This is a genomic window from Duganella flavida, from assembly GCF_009857445.1.
In the GTDB taxonomy this organism is placed as follows: Bacteria; Pseudomonadota; Gammaproteobacteria; order Burkholderiales; family Burkholderiaceae_D; genus Rugamonas; species Rugamonas flavida.
In genome coordinates this window covers 1-15,719 of record NZ_WWCN01000029.1, presented here as the reverse complement: position 1 = coordinate 15,719, position 15,719 = coordinate 1, and the positions used below count along the sequence as shown (strand labels likewise).

The 15,719-nt window shown below is 62.3% G+C and carries 14 protein-coding genes and 1 pseudogene; 5 read left to right on the top strand and 10 right to left on the bottom strand.

Going from position 1 to position 15,719, the window contains the following annotated elements; all coding sequences use genetic code 11:
* Positions 1 to 2 precede the first annotated feature (2 nt).
* Positions 3 to 1,316 carry a phosphate regulon sensor histidine kinase PhoR gene (gene phoR / locus GTP46_RS28190; RefSeq protein ID WP_161009956.1) on the top strand — a complete coding sequence of 438 codons (1,314 nt, stop codon included), beginning with the start codon at positions 3 to 5 and terminating at the stop codon, positions 1,314 to 1,316.
* Here the strand turns inward: phoR and GTP46_RS28185 are convergent.
* Positions 1,309 to 2,595 carry an MFS transporter gene (locus GTP46_RS28185; RefSeq protein ID WP_161009955.1) on the bottom strand — a complete coding sequence of 429 codons (1,287 nt, stop codon included), beginning with the start codon at positions 2,593 to 2,595 and terminating at the stop codon, positions 1,309 to 1,311. The genes phoR and GTP46_RS28185 overlap by 8 nt on opposite strands.
* A gap of 178 nt (positions 2,596 to 2,773) precedes the next feature.
* Positions 2,774 to 2,947: a hypothetical protein gene (locus GTP46_RS28180; protein WP_161009954.1), complete on the bottom strand. Its 174-nt coding sequence runs from the start codon at positions 2,945 to 2,947 to the stop codon at positions 2,774 to 2,776.
* Positions 2,948 to 2,976: 29 nt separating this feature from the next.
* On the opposite strand from GTP46_RS28180, the pseudogene GTP46_RS30020 reads away from it, so the two are divergent.
* Positions 2,977 to 3,696: pseudogene (locus GTP46_RS30020) on the top strand (LysR substrate-binding domain-containing protein).
* A gap of 50 nt (positions 3,697 to 3,746) precedes the next feature.
* Here the strand turns inward: GTP46_RS30020 and GTP46_RS28165 are convergent.
* On the bottom strand, positions 3,747 to 4,409 hold the full coding sequence (locus GTP46_RS28165) for a PilZ domain-containing protein (RefSeq protein ID WP_202414472.1): 663 nt from the start codon (positions 4,407 to 4,409) through the stop codon (positions 3,747 to 3,749).
* 371 nt (positions 4,410 to 4,780) lie between these two features.
* Between GTP46_RS28165 and GTP46_RS28160 the strand changes: the two genes are divergently transcribed.
* Entirely contained in the window at positions 4,781 to 5,875 is a 1,095-nt protein-coding gene (locus GTP46_RS28160; protein ID WP_161009950.1) for a methyltransferase domain-containing protein, read from the top strand.
* 3 nt (positions 5,876 to 5,878) lie between these two features.
* On the opposite strand, the gene GTP46_RS28155 is transcribed toward GTP46_RS28160, so the two are convergent.
* Genes GTP46_RS28155 through GTP46_RS28145 form a run of 3 tightly spaced genes read right to left on the bottom strand, consistent with a single transcriptional unit; the run spans position 5,879 to position 9,461 of the window.
* Positions 5,879 to 7,762: an AI-2E family transporter gene (locus GTP46_RS28155; protein WP_371869781.1), complete on the bottom strand. Its 1,884-nt coding sequence runs from the start codon at positions 7,760 to 7,762 to the stop codon at positions 5,879 to 5,881.
* A complete protein-coding gene (locus GTP46_RS28150) occupies positions 7,755 to 8,633 on the bottom strand; it encodes a CPBP family intramembrane glutamic endopeptidase (protein WP_161009949.1) in 879 nt (292 codons plus the stop codon). The genes GTP46_RS28155 and GTP46_RS28150 overlap by 8 nt, the downstream gene beginning before the upstream one ends.
* Positions 8,634 to 8,675: 42 nt before the next feature.
* Positions 8,676 to 9,461, bottom strand: coding sequence for a MipA/OmpV family protein (locus tag GTP46_RS28145; protein WP_161009948.1), 786 nt, complete (start codon positions 9,459 to 9,461; stop codon positions 8,676 to 8,678).
* Between the two features lie 121 nt (positions 9,462 to 9,582).
* Here GTP46_RS28145 and GTP46_RS28140 point away from each other — a divergent pair, with 121 nt between their 5' ends.
* The gene (locus GTP46_RS28140) at positions 9,583 to 10,245 is read left to right on the top strand and encodes a glutathione S-transferase family protein (RefSeq protein WP_161009947.1); all 663 of its coding nucleotides are present in this window, start codon (positions 9,583 to 9,585) and stop codon (positions 10,243 to 10,245) included.
* Here GTP46_RS28140 and GTP46_RS28135 read toward each other — a convergent pair.
* Both GTP46_RS28135 and GTP46_RS28130 read right to left on the bottom strand, forming a co-directional pair.
* Entirely contained in the window at positions 10,242 to 10,733 is a 492-nt protein-coding gene (locus GTP46_RS28135; RefSeq protein ID WP_161009946.1) for a phasin family protein, read from the bottom strand. The two genes, GTP46_RS28140 and GTP46_RS28135, sit on opposite strands and share 4 nt — an antisense overlap.
* Positions 10,734 to 10,869: 136 nt before the next feature.
* Positions 10,870 to 12,174 carry a M24 family metallopeptidase gene (locus tag GTP46_RS28130; protein WP_161009945.1) on the bottom strand — a complete coding sequence of 435 codons (1,305 nt, stop codon included), beginning with the start codon at positions 12,172 to 12,174 and terminating at the stop codon, positions 10,870 to 10,872.
* A gap of 88 nt (positions 12,175 to 12,262) precedes the next feature.
* Between GTP46_RS28130 and GTP46_RS28125 the strand changes: the two genes are divergently transcribed.
* Entirely contained in the window at positions 12,263 to 13,051 is a 789-nt protein-coding gene (locus GTP46_RS28125; protein ID WP_229259143.1) for an alpha/beta fold hydrolase, read from the top strand.
* Here GTP46_RS28125 and GTP46_RS28120 read toward each other — a convergent pair.
* Together GTP46_RS28120 and GTP46_RS28115 are read right to left on the bottom strand one after the other, a co-directional pair.
* Positions 13,048 to 13,551, bottom strand: coding sequence for a hypothetical protein (locus GTP46_RS28120; protein ID WP_161009944.1), 504 nt, complete (start codon positions 13,549 to 13,551; stop codon positions 13,048 to 13,050). The two genes, GTP46_RS28125 and GTP46_RS28120, sit on opposite strands and share 4 nt — an antisense overlap.
* Positions 13,548 to 15,719, bottom strand: a 2,172-nt coding sequence (locus tag GTP46_RS28115) for a beta strand repeat-containing protein (protein WP_161009943.1), incomplete at its 5' end; no start/stop codon positions are given. The genes GTP46_RS28120 and GTP46_RS28115, both read right to left, overlap by 4 nt.

Sequence of the window (15,719 nt, the reverse complement as noted above, 5' to 3'; positions counted from 1 at the left end):
AAATGAATCCAAAACTGGTGTTCTGGGTGCCTGCTGCGCTACGCACCGCCGTGATCCTGGCGGCGTGTGCGCTGGGCGGCTGGATGTTCGGCTGGGTCAATGGCCTGGTGCTGGCGCTGATCGCCATGATGGCGCTGGTGTTCACGCAACTGTCCTATCTTTACCAGCTGAGCAACTGGATGGACGATCCGCAAAGCGCCAAGCTGCCCGATGGCTGGGGCGAGTGGACCAATATCTTCTCGCGCCTGTACCGCATGCGCCGCGAGGATGAAAAAAACCAGACCGAACTGACCGAGTGGCTGGCGCGCTTCCGCCAGGCCATGCACTTGCTGCCGGATGGCGTGGCCATCATGGACGACGTGCTGTTCCTCGAATGGTGCAATCCGGCCGCCGAGCAGCACCTTGGCCTGAGCAACGACCGCGACAAGGGTATGCGCGTGACCAACCTGGTGCGCAATCCGGACTTCATGGATTACATCATCCTGGGCCGTTACGAGCAGCCGCTGACGATCAGCTTCCGCGAGCGCAAACTGATCGTGCACATCATTCCGTTTGAAAACCGCCGCCAGATTCTGGTGACGCATGATGCGACCGAGACCGAGCGCATTGAAGAAATGCGCCGCGACTTTATCGCCAACGCCTCGCACGAACTGCGTACGCCGCTGACCGTGATTGTCGGCTTCCTGGAAATCGCCGCGCAGGAAGGGCTGGATGCCGCCACGCGTTCGGCGCACCTGAAGCTGATGACGGAGCAGGGCCACCGCATGCAGCATCTGATCGAAGACATGCTGACCTTGTCGCGCCTGGAATCGGTCGATTATCCGATGCGGCCGGACCCGGTCGACGTCAGCAAGCTGATGGACCAGCTGCTGCGCGAAGCGCGTGCGCTGTCGGCGGGCAAGCACGAGATCACGATGGAAGTGCGTGGTCCGGATGTGCAAGGCTCGTACGAAGAGCTGCACAGCGCGTTCGGCAACCTGGCCACCAACGCCGTGCGCTACACGCCGGTGGGCGGCAAGATCCACCTGGTGTGGAAAGAATACGATGGTGGCGTCAAGTTCATGGTGGAAGATACTGGCATCGGCATCAGCCCGGAACACATCTCGCGCCTGACCGAACGTTTCTACCGCGTCGACAAGAGCCGCTCGCGCGAAACGCAGGGCACGGGACTGGGACTGGCGATCGTCAAGCACGTGCTGCTGCGCCACGGCAGCACCTTGCAGATCAAATCGGAAGCAGGCAAGGGCAGCACCTTCATCGTCTGCATCCCGAAGACCGCCATCGTCGCCCAGCAGCCGGAACTGGCGCTCAACTAAGGACGCGCTCTTTCACGATACCGCGGTAAATCAGGAAGGTCGCCACCAGACTGACGGTGCCGGCCATTGCCAGCCAATAGCCCGGCGCTGCCTTGTCGCCGGTGCTTTCGATCAGCCAGGTGGAAATCAGCGGTGTCATGCCGCCGAACAGCGCTGTCGCCAGGCTGTACACCAGCGAGAAACCGGTGGTGCGCACGCGCGCCGGAATGATCTCGGTCAGCGCCACGATGGTCGCGCCGTTGTAGCTGGCGTACAGGAAGGACAGCCACAGTTCGGCCGCGACCATATTCCCGAAACTCGGGCTGGCGACCAGCCACGACAACAGTGGGTAAGCGGTCACGGCGGTCAGGCCCGAGAACAGTGCCATCAACGGCCAGCGGCCGATGCGGTCCGACAGCGCGCCCATCACCGGCAGCCAGAAAAAGTTGGATACACCCACACACAGCGTCACCAGCAGGCTCTCCACGGTCGTCAGTTTGAGCACGCTTTTGCCGAAAGTAGGCGTGTAGACGGTGATCAGGTAGAACGATACCGTGGTCATCACCACCAGCAAGGTGCCGGTCACCACCACCGGCCAGTTGAGGGCGATGGTCTTCAGCATTTCCTTAAACGTTGGATGGGTCTTTTGCGCCAGGTAAGCTTCAGTTTCCTGCAGCGAGCGGCGGATGTAGAACACCACCGGAATGATGGAGCAGCCGATGAAGAAGGGAATCCGCCAGCCCCAGTCGGCGATGAATTCCTTGCTCAGATGTTCATTCAGCACATAGCCGAGCGCCGATGAAAAAATCACGGCGACTTGCTGGCTGGCCGACTGCCAGCTGACGTAAAAGCCCTTGTGGCCCGGCGTCGCCATCTCCGACAAATACACCGACACGCCGCCCAGTTCCACGCCGGCTGAAAAGCCTTGCAGCAGGCGGCCGATCAGCACCAGCAGTGGCGCCATCAAGCCGATGGTTTCATACCCGGGAACGAAGGCAATCAAGGCGGTGCCGCTGGCCATGATGCCGAGCGTGAGCACCAGGCCTTTGCGGCGGCCGATGCGGTCGATGTAGCTACCGAGAATCAGCGCGCCCAGTGGGCGCATGAAAAAGCCGGCGCCGAACGTGGCAAAGGTCATCATCAGCGCCGCGTATTCGCTGGTGGCCGGGAAGAAGGCTTTGGCGATGTAGGACGCGTAAAAGCCAAACAGGAAAAAATCATACATCTCGATGAAATTCCCGCTGGTGACGCGGATGACAGTGCCGAACTTGGACTGTTTGGTAGAGCTAGAGTTGGACATGATTGCGACCTCTGTATGCGATGGCTGCGCTGTTGCTGCCGCCAGTCTGTGGAACAAAACGTGTAACGCTGCTGAGGCTGGGCGACTACCACTGCGGCTGAAAATTCAGTCCGTTGCTGCACTTCCTGCGGTAGCAGGCCGACAATCTCAATGCCTGCAAGCAGTTTACCTTGTTTCATCAGCGTGTCGATTGCATCGCCAACCATGATGACGACGTCGATGTCTTTACCACGCGCCAGCGCGAGGTTTTGTAAGCTTGGGCAAAGCCGCCGGAGCTGACGACCTTCAGTTCAGCCACAGTGGCGACGAGGGCGGCGCACAGCAGCAGCGCCATATAGAAAGGTTTCAACATAGGGTCTCCAGAGCGTGACTACTTTCTTGATGAGGCATTTCATGCGCATGATCAGATGCTGGGCGTTTGATGAGCTGGATGATGCGATTCTTGGTGTGGCAGACTTGGCGGCGCACCGCACAGGCATCGTGACCGTCGCCTGCGTGCCATCCGCCGTGCGCTATTTTTTGCCTGGCGTGTTGAAGGAGTTCAGCGAGCGTTTTCCCAAGATCAGCGTGCGCATAGACGACGAGAGCGCGCGGGACGTGCAGAACCTGGTGCTGGTCGGCGAGGCCGACTTCGGCATTAACTTTGCCGGTGCCGAAAATCCCGATATCGATTTCAGTCCGGTGTACGAGGAAAGCTATGTGCTGGCGATGCGTCACGACCATCGGCTGGTCAAGCGCAAGAAGCTGTCCTAGAAAGAGACGGTGAACGAGCGCTACATTTTGGTGGCCAAGTCCAGCGGCAACCGTGGCGTGATCGATAACGCATTAGCTGGCGTGGAGAAGCATCCGGTGGTGCTGTACGAGGTGAACCACGTGGCGGGCACCCTCGCGCTGGTCGAGGCCGGCATGAGTGTGGCGGCAGTTTCGCGTCTGTCGCTGTCGCACGATCATCCAACGCTGGTCGGCGTGCCGCTGGCCAATCCGGCGGTGCGCAGGACGCTCGGTCTGATCAGCAAGCACGGCCACATCATGCGTCCCGCCGCGCGCACGCTGTTCGACATGCCCGGCCTAAACATCAAAAACAAGCCGTCGAAGCGATAAGTATGTGCTTATCGTTACGCAGCCAAAGAATAGGCCTGAGGCACCGAGCTCTAAGGATGGGTGATCTGGTCCAGAACGTTCTTGATTTTGCTGATGGCTTCCGGCGTCAGATTGGTGAACATGCAGCCTAGGTGCAGCTGTTCGCCTAGCAGGAAGGAGCGGAAGGCGCGGGTGTAGCGGATTTCCAGTTCGGCGATTTCAATGGTGACGTCGCCCATTTCCAGCACCACGTCCTGCAGCTTGCGGCCCTTGATCAAGCCCTTGGCGCGGTTTTTCGAGCAATGCATGCTGATCCCGCCCTCGGAGATGTCGTAGACCGGCAGCTCATGCTCCGTAGTGCCGTTCAGGAACGCCGCCGTGCAGGTTACCCCGAGCGGTGTCTCGGCACGTTCGTGGGCACGCCGGTTCAGCACGGCGCAGGCTTCGGGAAACACCATCGGGATGTGCAACGGCTGGCCGGGAAGCGGCGTCCAATCGTTACTGGACAGCCGGAATTGCAGCTTGGCCGAGCGTAGCGAGGTCACAAAGGTGACTTTGCCGGGCGTCAGCTCTGCGCCCTCGTTCAACTCCATCACGAAATGCGGTAACTGGGGATCGACCGACAGGATGCGGCCCAGCACCGGTTCGCGGTTGCCAGGCATGTACATGGAAATGGCATCGCCATGCTCGGCGAGCAGGGTGAACGCATCGCCGATATCGTCCTCGGTGGTCATGTCATGCGTGGTTGCCGATGCCGGAATGGGGGCTATCGCGTCTTGCGGCCGTGGTGGTCCTTTTCGGATCAGGACGGCATGGGGCTCGTGGAGAGTCATGATGAGGTGTGCAACTTAGACGTTGTTTAGGTCCTTTGACAACTTCATCATAGTCCAGTTTTTCCAAATGGCAACCTATTTCGCATGACGGAAAATCGTCCTTGTCAAGGTCGCTTGACGCCGAAGTGAAAATGTGTGAACTTTGATAGATTAGCAAGATGCTATCCTGCTGTGCCAAATCGGCGTAACGCTTCACCTCACTTCAATGGATCAAGATGGATATCTCAAGTCATTCCTTCGCGCGTTCTGTAGTGCGGAAAATTGCGCATCGATTGCACCGGCGTGAACCGTCGCCGGGCTTGCAGTACGCGCCGGCCGCTGTTGCCAACGCGCTGTACCACGGCATCCTGGACCGCGCGCCCGACCAGAGCGGCTTGCGGAACTTGACCGATCAGCTGGAGCGCGGCAAAACCATCGATGACGCGGCAAAAGACTTGCTGTCGTCGAGCGAATTCACCCTGGCCATGTTGAAGCAGCTGATCCCGCCGCACCAGCTGCCGGACCTGGTGCAGCTCTATCCCGAGCGCTACGAGCGCGAAATGGCGCCCAATGGCGTGCCGATGATCCTGTTCAAGGCTGACAGCAACGCCGATTTCGACTTCATGGAAAATGCCATCACCGAGCATCGCTATTACGACGGCATCGGTGTGTGGGGCGCGAAGATTGACCTCGACAAGAACGTCACCGCCGCCCTGGTGCAGGGCATGGGTGCCAAAAGCTGCCTGGAGTTGGGCTGTTTCACCGGCGCTGTTATCAGCCAGCTGGAACAGGCCGGCGTTGATGTGGTCGGACTCGACGTCAGCCACGTGGCCTTTGTGCTGGCTTACCCAAACATCAAGAACTGCATGATGTACGCCGACCTGCTGACGGTGCAATTGGAGCGGCGTTTCGACGTGGTGCTGGCAATGGACATCATCGAGCACCTGAACCCGGTAAAGTTCGACCAGTACATCAGTGCGATTGCCGCGCTGGTGTCGAAAGATGGCTACTTCTATTTGAATTCGCCGATGTTCGGCGCCGATGACGTGTTCGGCGAAGTGTTCGGCAGCTATGTCAGCCAGTGGCAGGAGACGGGCGAACAAAACCTCTACCGCCGTCTCGATTGCGACGAACTGGGCTGGCCCAAGCACGGTCACCTGGTCTGGGCCAGCCCGGTATGGTGGGAGCAGCAATTCGCGGCCCATGGACTGGTGCGCGACCGCGCGGTCGAACAGGCGATACACGCCCGGCTGGAGCCGTTCTTCGCCGATAACCCGGCGCGTAAATGCCTGTTCGTGCTCAAGCACAAAGACAGTGCGCGAGATCCGCAACAGGTGATCAACGGCATTTATGCCGCGCTCGATAAAGTGCCCGGCCTGCCGCGATAAACCTTACAACGTCGCGCGACCTTTCATGGCCAGCTGGCAGCTGTGCAGCACGTCGTCGTAGGAGCGCGAGACGTGGTCGGCGTTCGGGAACACGCAGGTTTTCAGGTCGGGATTGTCGAATGGGCTAGGCAGCAGCAGGGCAAACTGTTTGCAGTGCGGCAGGTCCTGGCGCATGCGTTCCAGCGCTTGCGTCATCAGCTCACAATCCTGCAGCGGGTTGACGCTGACCAGGCAGACGATGGCCACCAGCTCCGGCGAGGCTTCCGGCGGCGTTGGCTTGTCGAGGTCTTCAAAGCTCATGCTGCGGGCGTCGATTTTCTGCTCGCGCAGGATGCGCACCAAAATCTCGGTCGCCAGTTCGCCCGAACCCGCGCCCACGGCCATGCTCAGCACCACGCTGCCGGCCGGCACGTCGAACGAGCCTTGCCATTCGCCGGTGTCGGAGATGCGGCGCTCGCGCAGCTGGCGGCCGATGCCGCCACTGGCCAGCACGCTGCTGCGCTTGCGTTTTTTCCACCATTGCGGACTGCCGCTCAGCGCTTCGATCACGGCGATCACGGAGGAAGTAACTTTTTCCTCTTCGCCCGGCGTGATGGCGCTGTCTTTTAAATCGAAACGCGCGAGGTGCAGTGCCGGCATCAGCACGCCGTCGCAATACTCGGCCAGCGATTTGTGTTGCATGTAGCGCTTGGCGCTGGTGATGATTTCATGCGCATCGCCGGACAGCGCGCGCTGGTAGAAATTTTGCGGCATGGTCAGCGCCGGCAGTTCGCCGAACATAATCTCCAGCACTTTCAAGGCGCGAATGTAGCGGCCGGCGACGACCAGGCACAAGGTCAGCGGCGTCGACAGCACCAGGCCCACCGGGCCCCAGATCCAGCTCCAGAAAATCGCCGACACGACTACCGACAACGGCGACAAGCCGGTGGTATGTCCGTACAGCTTGGGCTCGATAGTCTGGGCGACGATGATTTCCACCGCCAGGAACAAGCCCAGCGTCATCAAGGCCATCGACCAGCCCGGATCGATCGCCGCCGCCAGCAAGGTGGCGCACAAGGCTGCCATCCACACGCCGATGTAAGGAATGAAGCGCAGCACGGCCGTCATGGTGCCCCACAACAGCGCCTGCCCGAGACCGAGCAAACTCAGGCCCAGCCACACGGCCAGTCCGGTCGCCATATTCACCAAAAACTGCGAGATGAAAAAGCGCGACAACCGCTCGCCCGCATCGTTGACAGCGATAGTGGTGGCGCGCAAATCGCCGCCGCCGGCCAGCCGGATGAAGCGGTCGCGCAGCGATTCATGTTCCAGCAGCACAAAGATCAGCACCACGAACACAATGCCGGCCGTTTCCAGCGGCGGCCATACCGAGGCGGCGATCTTGGCCAGCAGCTGGAACGGCTTCAGCGCCGGCTCGTGGATTTCCACCAGCACCGGCGTCTTCACGCTGCCATCGCCCAGTTGCACCGGCTGCGCGCCGCCCGGGGCGTCGGCGGTGAAGTGTTCGATCAGCTGGCCAGCAGGTCCGCCGAGGCTGCCCAGCGTGCCGCGCGTCAGCTCGTCCAGCGTTTCGATTTTGCTGGCGATGGTGTCCTGGTACTTGGGCAAGCTCGCACCCATCATGCCGACCTGCTGTACGATCACCGCGCCAATGGCCAGCAGCGTCACCGTCACCACCAGCACGCCGGTGCAGACCGACGTCGTCTGTCCGAGGCCAAGATGGCGCAAGGCCCGTACAAACGGCGCAATCAGGAAGCTGAAGATGAAGGCCAGCGTGATCGGGATCAGCACCTCGCGGCCGAAGTAGAGCAGGGCAAGCACCGTGGCGGTGCCGACGAGGCCGGTAACGGCGCTCGGTAACGTGCGGGAAGTAAGAGAGTCAGACACCGTGTAACCTGGCCGGATAAGTGAAACCAATAAAATGTACCGCGTTCAGCGCGATGTGTACCAAGATGGCGGCCTCGATGCGTTGCGTGCGCTGGTAAGCCCAAGCGTAGCCAAGACCGGCAATGCCAGCGAGTATGCCATATCGCACGCCGCCGCCGAGATGCGCCACGCCAAACAGCAGCGCCGACAGCGCCACCGCCAGCCATGGTCCCCAGCGGAAGCGGCCCAGAGCGCACGCCAGCCGCGCCTGCACAAAGCCGCGGAAAAAGGCTTCTTCAGCGACCACCGTGAACAGCAGGTTCACTGCCAGGAACAGCAAGGTTTGCTGCGGCAGTTTGATATCGATGCCGACCACGCCAGCAAGCAGCGCAAAGCCCAGCGTGGCCACCACCGTGAGCAGCAGCACCGGCGCAGTCCGGCGCAGCACCTCGCGTAATTCGGCCCACGAACCCACGCGCTGGCACAGCAGGGCCAGCAGCACCAGCCCAACCGCGCCCTTGTCGAAATTGGCGTACAGCGTGAACGCCGCCGCGCCGTCCGATAGCACCACCCGGTCCAGCAGCAGCGGATTGCTAAAGCCTGGCAGCTTGTGCATGGCCAGTGCCAGGGCCAGCACGCCCACCAGCACGCCGTAGATCGCGCGCAGCCAGCGTTGAGGCGCGTGGATGCACGCATAGGCTGAGCCGCCTAGCACCACCAGCGCGCTGATGGCAACCGGGTCAAGCACGCCGCCGACCAGCCCCCACGCCATTGCCATCACAAAGAACAGCAGCCACAACGGCGCAGCGCGGCGGCCCATGGGCACCGGCCGCACCCAGACCGAACACAGGGCGAGTGCAAGAAAGAGGAAGGCGGGGAATTGGAGTGTCATTGATTCAACGATGAGTTTTCGTCAATGATACTCCAAGGCAGCTTAGAACTTGTAGATCAGCGCCGTCATGACTGCTGGCGAGGTCTTGCGCCTGGTGAGCGGGCTGTCGGCCGCGTCCGACATCAGACGGTTGACGCCCAGTCCGCTAGCCAGCGACCAATGCGCATCGAGCACGTGGTTCCAGTTGACGCCGGCAGTCACGTTTTCAAAGCCGGCCTTGGCGGTGTAAGTGCGGTAGCCGGAGTAGATGGTCTGCCGGGCCGTGACGCCGTAGTAGGTTTGCATGTGCTTGTTATCGCCATACACGGCACCGGCGCCAAAGCTGATTTGGTCGGTGCTGTCGCTGTACAGTGGCGCGCTGGCGCTCAGGATGTAGGTGTTACCGTACTCGCGGTGGTTGATGTTCTGCCGGGTGGTGAAGCCGACCCCCACCGTGCCCAGCTGATAGCCGGCGCTCAGCACCGCTTGTGCCGATGCATCGATCTTGCCCATGCCTTTCAGCGCATCCGAACCGGAGAAGTAATTCTTCCGGTGGTCTTCTCGCCCGGCGTCGATGCCCAACGCTGCGCTCAGCGTGAAGTCGCCAATTTTGGTGCCGTAGCCGATGCCGCGCTGAGTGCTGAGGAACACGCCGTTGGCGTAAGTACGTTCGATGAACGGCAGCGGCAGCACGCGGCGCTTTTCGGCGCCCGCATATTCCGGCACATAGGCCAGGCCAACGCCGGCGGAGAGGCTGTCGCCGGCCGGTGCCGGCGTGGCCTCTTCGGCAAAGCTCTTGCCGCTGAAGACGCATAAGGAAAGCAGAGTCAGGGTAATGGCGTGGCGCATGATGGATTCCCGTTCAGTGGTTTTAGACGGGCGAAGTGTCCCAGCAATTGGTGGACGCCGCTATCGCTGCCGCTGAAGTATCATGTGCTGAATTCTTTGGTATCGCTTTCTGGAGCTGCACATGTCATTGACCCTGTACTACCATCCGCTGGCCTCGTTCTGTCACAAGGTATTGATTGCGCTGTACGAGAATGGCACCAGCTTCGACAAGCGCGTCATCAACCTCGGCGAAGAGGCCGACCGCGCCGAGCTGGAAGCGATCTGGCCGCTATGCAAATTCCCGGTGCTGCGCGACCACGCGCAGCGGCGCGATGTGCCGGAAACCTCCATCATCATTGAGTATCTGGACCGCCACTATCCGGGCGCGCAGCCGATGATACCGGCCGACTGGGATGCAGCGCTTGATGTGCGCCTGTGGGACCGCTTCTTCGACAACTACGTGCAGGAGCCGGTGACCACCATCGTCCTCGCTCACCTGACCGGCCTCAGCTGCGACCAGACCAAGGAACGCACCAAGCTCAAGACAGCGTACAAGATGATCGAAAAGCGCATGGCCACGCGCAGCTGGATGTGCGGCGAGGCCTTCAGCCTGGCTGATTGCGCGGCGGCGCCTGCCTTGTTCTACGCCGCCACGCTGCTGCCTTTCCCGGAAGAGTACTTGCACCTGCAGGGCTACTTCGAACGGCTGGTCACCCGGCCGTCGATCAAGCAGGTGCTGGACGAGGCCAAGCCGTACTTCTCGATGTATCCCTTCGCCAGCGATATTCCGGACCGCTTCCTTTAATTCTTGTTGCCCTCTGGTGCGCTCTGCAGCGATGCCGGCGCCTGGAAGGCTTGGTTCTGCTGGGCGATGTTGGCGAAGCGGCTGGCCTCATCGATCAGGTGCTTGTTGGCGGCCTGGCGTCCCGCATTGGCCAGCTCGCTGGCGGTGCGCGTGGTTTGTGGCACGTGTTCTTGCGCCAGCTCGCTGATGTCGGACTGGAACTCGGTAATCACTTGCGCCAGCTTCTGGTGGTAGGTCTGCAGCTTTTGCAGTACTTCGCCAGCCTGCAGCGGTGCGTTCTCGACGCTGCGCTCTTCCGGCGCGGTCAGCAAGGCATAGCGCAGCGCGGCGGTGGAGTCGTCGATGATGTCGCGGCTGAACTGTACGTTGACTTCGGACAGTTTGCGCAGCGAACCCAGTATCGACTGGGTCAGGTCAGTGTAGTAGTCGATGCGGGCGGCTGCATGGTTGCGGGCTGCCGGGGACAGTGTTTCCACAAACGAGTTCATTAGCGTGCTCCTGTTGGAATGAGGGGCCAAAAAAGAAGAGGGGAGCGGACGCTTTGGCCTGTCGTCCGCTCCCCCTATCATCGCAAATGTCGCCGCTTTTGGGCACTCCAGAGCCTGCTGGAACTATTTGTTTTCCCTATTCAACGGATGGCGCTGGTCGTGGCAGGAGGAAGATCGATTTCTGGCGACCGTTGATGTAGCGGACGCCACTTTCATCAAAGTAGGCATCCTCTTCCAGCATGATGCGCACCGGCTCTTGATAACCCGGAATGGTGGTCGCCGCGTTCAGTTCGATCGAGTACGCGGTCTTGTAGCGCAGCACATCGTCGCCGCTGCCCGGCACGCCGCCCTGCATGTCCCACATGCCAATGGCCGGCCCGGCCGCGTGGCCGTGGTAGCCGATCGGATGGGTGTAGATGGTGGCGTTGATGCCTTCCGCTTTGGCCTGCTGCAACGAGGCCGCCAGCACCTGGTTGCCGCTGCGGCCCTGCTTGAAGTTGCCGGTCAAAATATCCAGCAGGCGGTTGGCGCTGGCGAAGGCTTGCGTCAGCGCGGCCGGTGCTGCGGTCTCCCCCGGCTTCAGTACGTAGGCGTGTTCCTGGATATCGGTGTTCAGGCGCAGGTAGGTGATGCCGATATCGACGTGCAGCAGGTCGCCCGGCACGATCACGTCTTCGTTGGCCAGGCCCTTGCCGGCGCGCTGGATTTCCACCGATGGATGGAACCAGGTGTCATAGCCGAGGTCGCGGATCTTCTGGCGGAACCACCACACTACATCGTCGGCGGTGGTGATGCCGGGTGTGATCACGCGTTCGGAGAAGCCTTCTTCAATGATCTTGTGGGTGGCGTTGACCAGCTGCGGATAGATTTGCATCTCGCGCGCGGTGCGGGTTTCCAGCCAGCGCACGGCCAGCGGCTCGGCCGAGACCACGCGTTTTTTCAGCTCGGCCGGCAGGGCGGCCAGCAGTTCTGTATATTCGGTGTGGTCGATGCCGTCGGCGTGGGCGAAGTGGGTGGAGGTGTTGAGCGCGATCTTGTTCGGATTGCGCTGCTTGATGATGTCGACCAGCGCATCCCACTGGTTGGGGAACTTCTTCATGTCCCAAGCGGCAGCGATGCTCTTGCCGACGTTGTAGCGCGCCACGGCCAGCCGCTCCATCTTGCCGGTCTTGGCGTCGCGGTAGAACACCAGCACCGTGCGGCGGCGCGCATTCAGCCATTCGGCTGGCAGCATGGTTTTCAGTACCGGGTCTTCGTTGTATTCGCGCGAGACGACGACCCACATATCGATGCCGGTTTGCGCCATCGCATCCGGCAGCAAGGTGTCGAAACGCTCGGCCAGCAGTTCGTTCACGACCACGGCTTGGTCACGTACCGACAGCACCTGGGCTTGGGCGCCTGCTGCCAGCAGCAGGGCAAGGGAGAAGAGAAATTTTTTCATCCGCTGATCTTGAGCGCGGATTTTGGCAATGTCAATCAACAATATTTATAATGGCCGTTGCATCGGCAATGTAGGCATAGGAGAGAACATGGCAGCACCTTCGGTTTTTTATCTGCACGGCGGTCCGGGACTGGGGCCGGTGTTTGAACGCGCCCGTTATCCGGACGCCGGCCACGTCCACTGGTGGCAGCAGCCGCTGGCCAAACCATGCGCTGCGCGTCCGTACCTGGACTTGCTGGAAGCGTCGCTGGTGGAATTCCGCCGCGTCGCCGCCGAGGCCGGCCAGCCGCTGACCGTGATGGCCAGTTCCTTCGGCGCGCACCTGGCGGTGCATCTGGCGCGCCAGGCGCCGGAGCTGGTCAAGGATATCGTGCTGCTGGGGCCGACCTACAATCCGGAAGACGCCGGCCTGCGTTTTGCGCGCCGCGCCTTCCGCGTGCATACCGATCATCCGCACGCCGCCAAGCTGGCCGTGGCGCTAGCGATGTATGAAGACGACCCAGGCCGTCCGCGTTTCTGGGATGTGTTCGGTGCGCTGTCGCTGCTGCCCGATGTGACCGAGCTGTATTTCGGTCCCAACGGTGGTGCCGAAGCGGCACGTTCGTTTGCTGAATTGATCCGCCAGCCGGGCGCGTTTGACGGCCCGACCTCGGTGGCAACCTCGGACGATTTCTCGGCGCAGGACCACACGCCGCAGGCAAGTCCGTTCACCGGTCCGGTATCGGTGCTGTTCGGCAGTTACGATCCGATGATCGATGCCGACAAAGACCGCGACCTGTGGGCACAAGTGTTCCCGCAGGCCGCGTTCTTCAAGGTCGACACCGGCCACTTCCCGCTGCTGGAGCTCACGCTGGAAGAGTGCCTGGCGCCGGTCTAAGGATTGCCGGTCTTGTCCTGCTGGATCAGCTTGGCCAATTGCGATTGCAGGCCAACTGCATCCAGCGACAAGATTTTATCGGCTGGAATAGTTTGCGTCTCCGGCCCATGCCAGTCATTCTTGCGGCGGCTGACCACGCGGTTGCCCGGCTGGCCGTTGGGCTGCTGGTAGGATTGGATGTAATACACATCGCCGAGCCGGATGTAGGCCGGCTTCACTTCCTGCAGCACGCCGTAGTAGACCTGCCCATTCACCAACTGCACGCTGTACAAGCCGCCCAACGGGCCGGGCGAGATCGCCCGTTCGCTGCTGCGCAGCCAGTCCACTGCCGCCAGCGCGGCCAGCGCTGCGGCGGCCGCCAGCCCGAGCAGCAGGGCCGCCGTGATTTGCCATCCTTTCCATCCTGCCGCCTGCGTGACAGCGGGGCGCAGTGCGTAGGTGTCAGCGCGCGTGTCGCGAGCGCCGGTGTAGGTGATGGTGTCGTCGATTTGCGCGCTCATACAGCCTCCTGTTGGTCAAAATTACGTTGCTCGGGGCGGCGGCGGCGATGCTGCAACAACAGCAGCATCAGGCCCGCCAGGCTCATGGCCCAGGTCGAAGGTTCCGGCACTGGTGCGGCTACCGTGCCGACCAGGTAGCGGATGCCGAAACCGCCGTAGTTGCCGCCGGTGGTGGTCAGCGCCGAAGCGATTTCCAGATCCTGCGCCCCTGCGCCGAAGACGCCCAGGTCCAGCGTGCCATCGCTGAAGAAGCTCTGCGCCTCGCCCAGCGTGCCGAAGGTGTGCGAGTAGATCAGGGTGCCGTGGCTGTTGATGGTAAGGCTTAGTTCTTCGAAGCCGCTGTTGATGCCGTAGTTGGACAGCCAGCCGACGATCAGGTAGTTGCTTTGCGTGGTCTTGAACTGGAACTCACCGCTGGTGAGGTAGGTCAGGCTGGCGCCGGCCGGCGCCGTCTCCGCCGAGTACGAGGCGCCTTGGATGCCGCTGCCGATCACCACGCCATCCGCCAGCGCCGCCGCCACATTGGTGGTGGAGGCCAGCAGGGTGGCGCCATCGGTTGGCGAGCCGCTGACGCGCGACAAGGCTTGCGCCGAGTTGAGCGTGTTCAAATCCCACGGCGCGCTGCTGGTGCCGCCATCGCCGGCCTGCGTGTTAGCGTAGGTATAGCCACTGCCTGCGCCGACTGGCGCCGAGGCCTTGGCGGTGGACAGCGCATGCGCGCCGTCGCTGGCAATACTGATCGAGTTGGCGCTGCCGCTATCGCCATGCCCCACCGCCGTGGCGCTGATGTTGCCATGGCCCACGCCCTCGGCTTGCGCCAGCGAGAAGATTTGATGACCGTTGGCGAGGCTGTAGGCCTGGCTGCTGCCGCCGTTCTGGCTGCTGTGCGAGACCGCATAAGCGTCGGCATTCCCATAGTAGTTGTTGGCGCTGTAGCCGCCATAGGCGCTGGCGCTGGCCGACGCCGAGACCGGTGCTGCGACCAACACGCGGGCGAGAGCATCGCCACCTATGTTGTAGCCGCCGGAATAGGAGCCGCCGTTGCCGCCGGTGGCGTTCACGGAGCCGCTTGCTGTGCTGGCAGCGTGCAGGGACAGGCGGCTGTCAGCATTGCCGCCGCGGCTGGTCATCGACGAATCGTAAGAGCCGCCACCGGAACCGCCGCTTGAGCTCAACTGCACTTGCACGCTGCTGGCGCTGTGATCGTCCAGGGTTAGCCAGGATTGGGCTTTACCGGCCGCGCCGGCGGTGGTGTCGGCGCTGCCGTAATACGCACCGCCGGCATTGCCGCCGTTGGCCACTTGCGTCAGCGACAGCACGCCACTGGTGCTGCCGCCGACCGCATCGATGAGCAGCGAGTCGGCGCCGTTGCCGCCATTGGCGCCGTAGTAGCCGGCGACGCCGGAGCCGCCAGCCTGTGCCAGCCGTACCGACACCGTACCGCTGTCGGAACTGCCGTAGGCGTGGCTGTCGCTGGCCACACCGCCGGAGGCCCCTTGCAGCGTGTTGGCATAGCTGGCGTAGTAATAATTGCCGTCGCCGCCGGTCACATTCAGCGTTACATCGACGTTGTTGCCGCCAGTGCTGGCGCCACGCGCGGTGCCGCTGGCGTCACCGCCATTGCCACCCCGGCTGCCGGTGTTGTAGGTGGAGCCGCCCATGGCGCCAGCGGCACTGGCGTTGACTTGGACCGGCCCGGCCCCGCTGGCATCCGCCAGCACGGTGGCGTTGCCGCCTTTGCCGGCCTGGCCGTAGTAGGAACCGCCGCCAGCGCCGCCGACAGCGCTCACCGATAGCTGCAGGCGGCTGGCCTGCGTATCGCTCAGCACCAGGCTGGAGCTGGCATTACCGCCGTTGCCGGCGGTGTGGTAGCTGTAGCCGGCGTCGCCGCCGCGCACGGTTTGCGTCAGCGACAGCTGGCCGCTGGTGCTGCCACTGACGGCATTGCTCAGTGCCGCTGAGACGCCGTCGCTGCCGGCCGAATCCGGCGCGCCGTCGTTGGTGGAGCCGCCGCCGCTGCCGCCGGTAATCTCGGCCCGCACGGAGACATTGCCGCTCAGCGAAGCGCCATACGCACTGGCGCTGGCGCTGCCGCCGGCCGCGCCGTTGTTGAACGGCGAGGTACCGCCGGCGCCGCCGTAGGCCGTGGCGCTGACCGAGACATCGCC

Excerpts from the sequence above, each read along its gene's own strand:
- phoR (WP_161009956.1), top strand. The coding sequence starts at position 3 with ATGAATCCAAAACTGGTGTTCTGGGTGCCTGCTGCGCTACGCACCGCC.
- GTP46_RS28185 (WP_161009955.1), bottom strand. The coding sequence starts at position 2,595 with ATGTCCAACTCTAGCTCTACCAAACAGTCCAAGTTCGGCACTGTCATC.
- GTP46_RS28180 (WP_161009954.1), bottom strand. The coding sequence starts at position 2,947 with ATGTTGAAACCTTTCTATATGGCGCTGCTGCTGTGCGCCGCCCTCGTC.
- GTP46_RS28165 (WP_202414472.1), bottom strand. The coding sequence starts at position 4,409 with ATGACCACCGAGGACGATATCGGCGATGCGTTCACCCTGCTCGCCGAG.
- GTP46_RS28150 (WP_161009949.1), bottom strand. The coding sequence starts at position 8,633 with ATGACACTCCAATTCCCCGCCTTCCTCTTTCTTGCACTCGCCCTGTGT.
- GTP46_RS28145 (WP_161009948.1), bottom strand. The coding sequence starts at position 9,461 with ATGCGCCACGCCATTACCCTGACTCTGCTTTCCTTATGCGTCTTCAGC.
- GTP46_RS28140 (WP_161009947.1), top strand. The coding sequence starts at position 9,583 with ATGTCATTGACCCTGTACTACCATCCGCTGGCCTCGTTCTGTCACAAG.
- GTP46_RS28135 (WP_161009946.1), bottom strand. The coding sequence starts at position 10,733 with ATGAACTCGTTTGTGGAAACACTGTCCCCGGCAGCCCGCAACCATGCA.
- GTP46_RS28130 (WP_161009945.1), bottom strand. The coding sequence starts at position 12,174 with ATGAAAAAATTTCTCTTCTCCCTTGCCCTGCTGCTGGCAGCAGGCGCC.
- GTP46_RS28125 (WP_229259143.1), top strand. The coding sequence starts at position 12,263 with ATGGCAGCACCTTCGGTTTTTTATCTGCACGGCGGTCCGGGACTGGGG.
- GTP46_RS28120 (WP_161009944.1), bottom strand. The coding sequence starts at position 13,551 with ATGAGCGCGCAAATCGACGACACCATCACCTACACCGGCGCTCGCGAC.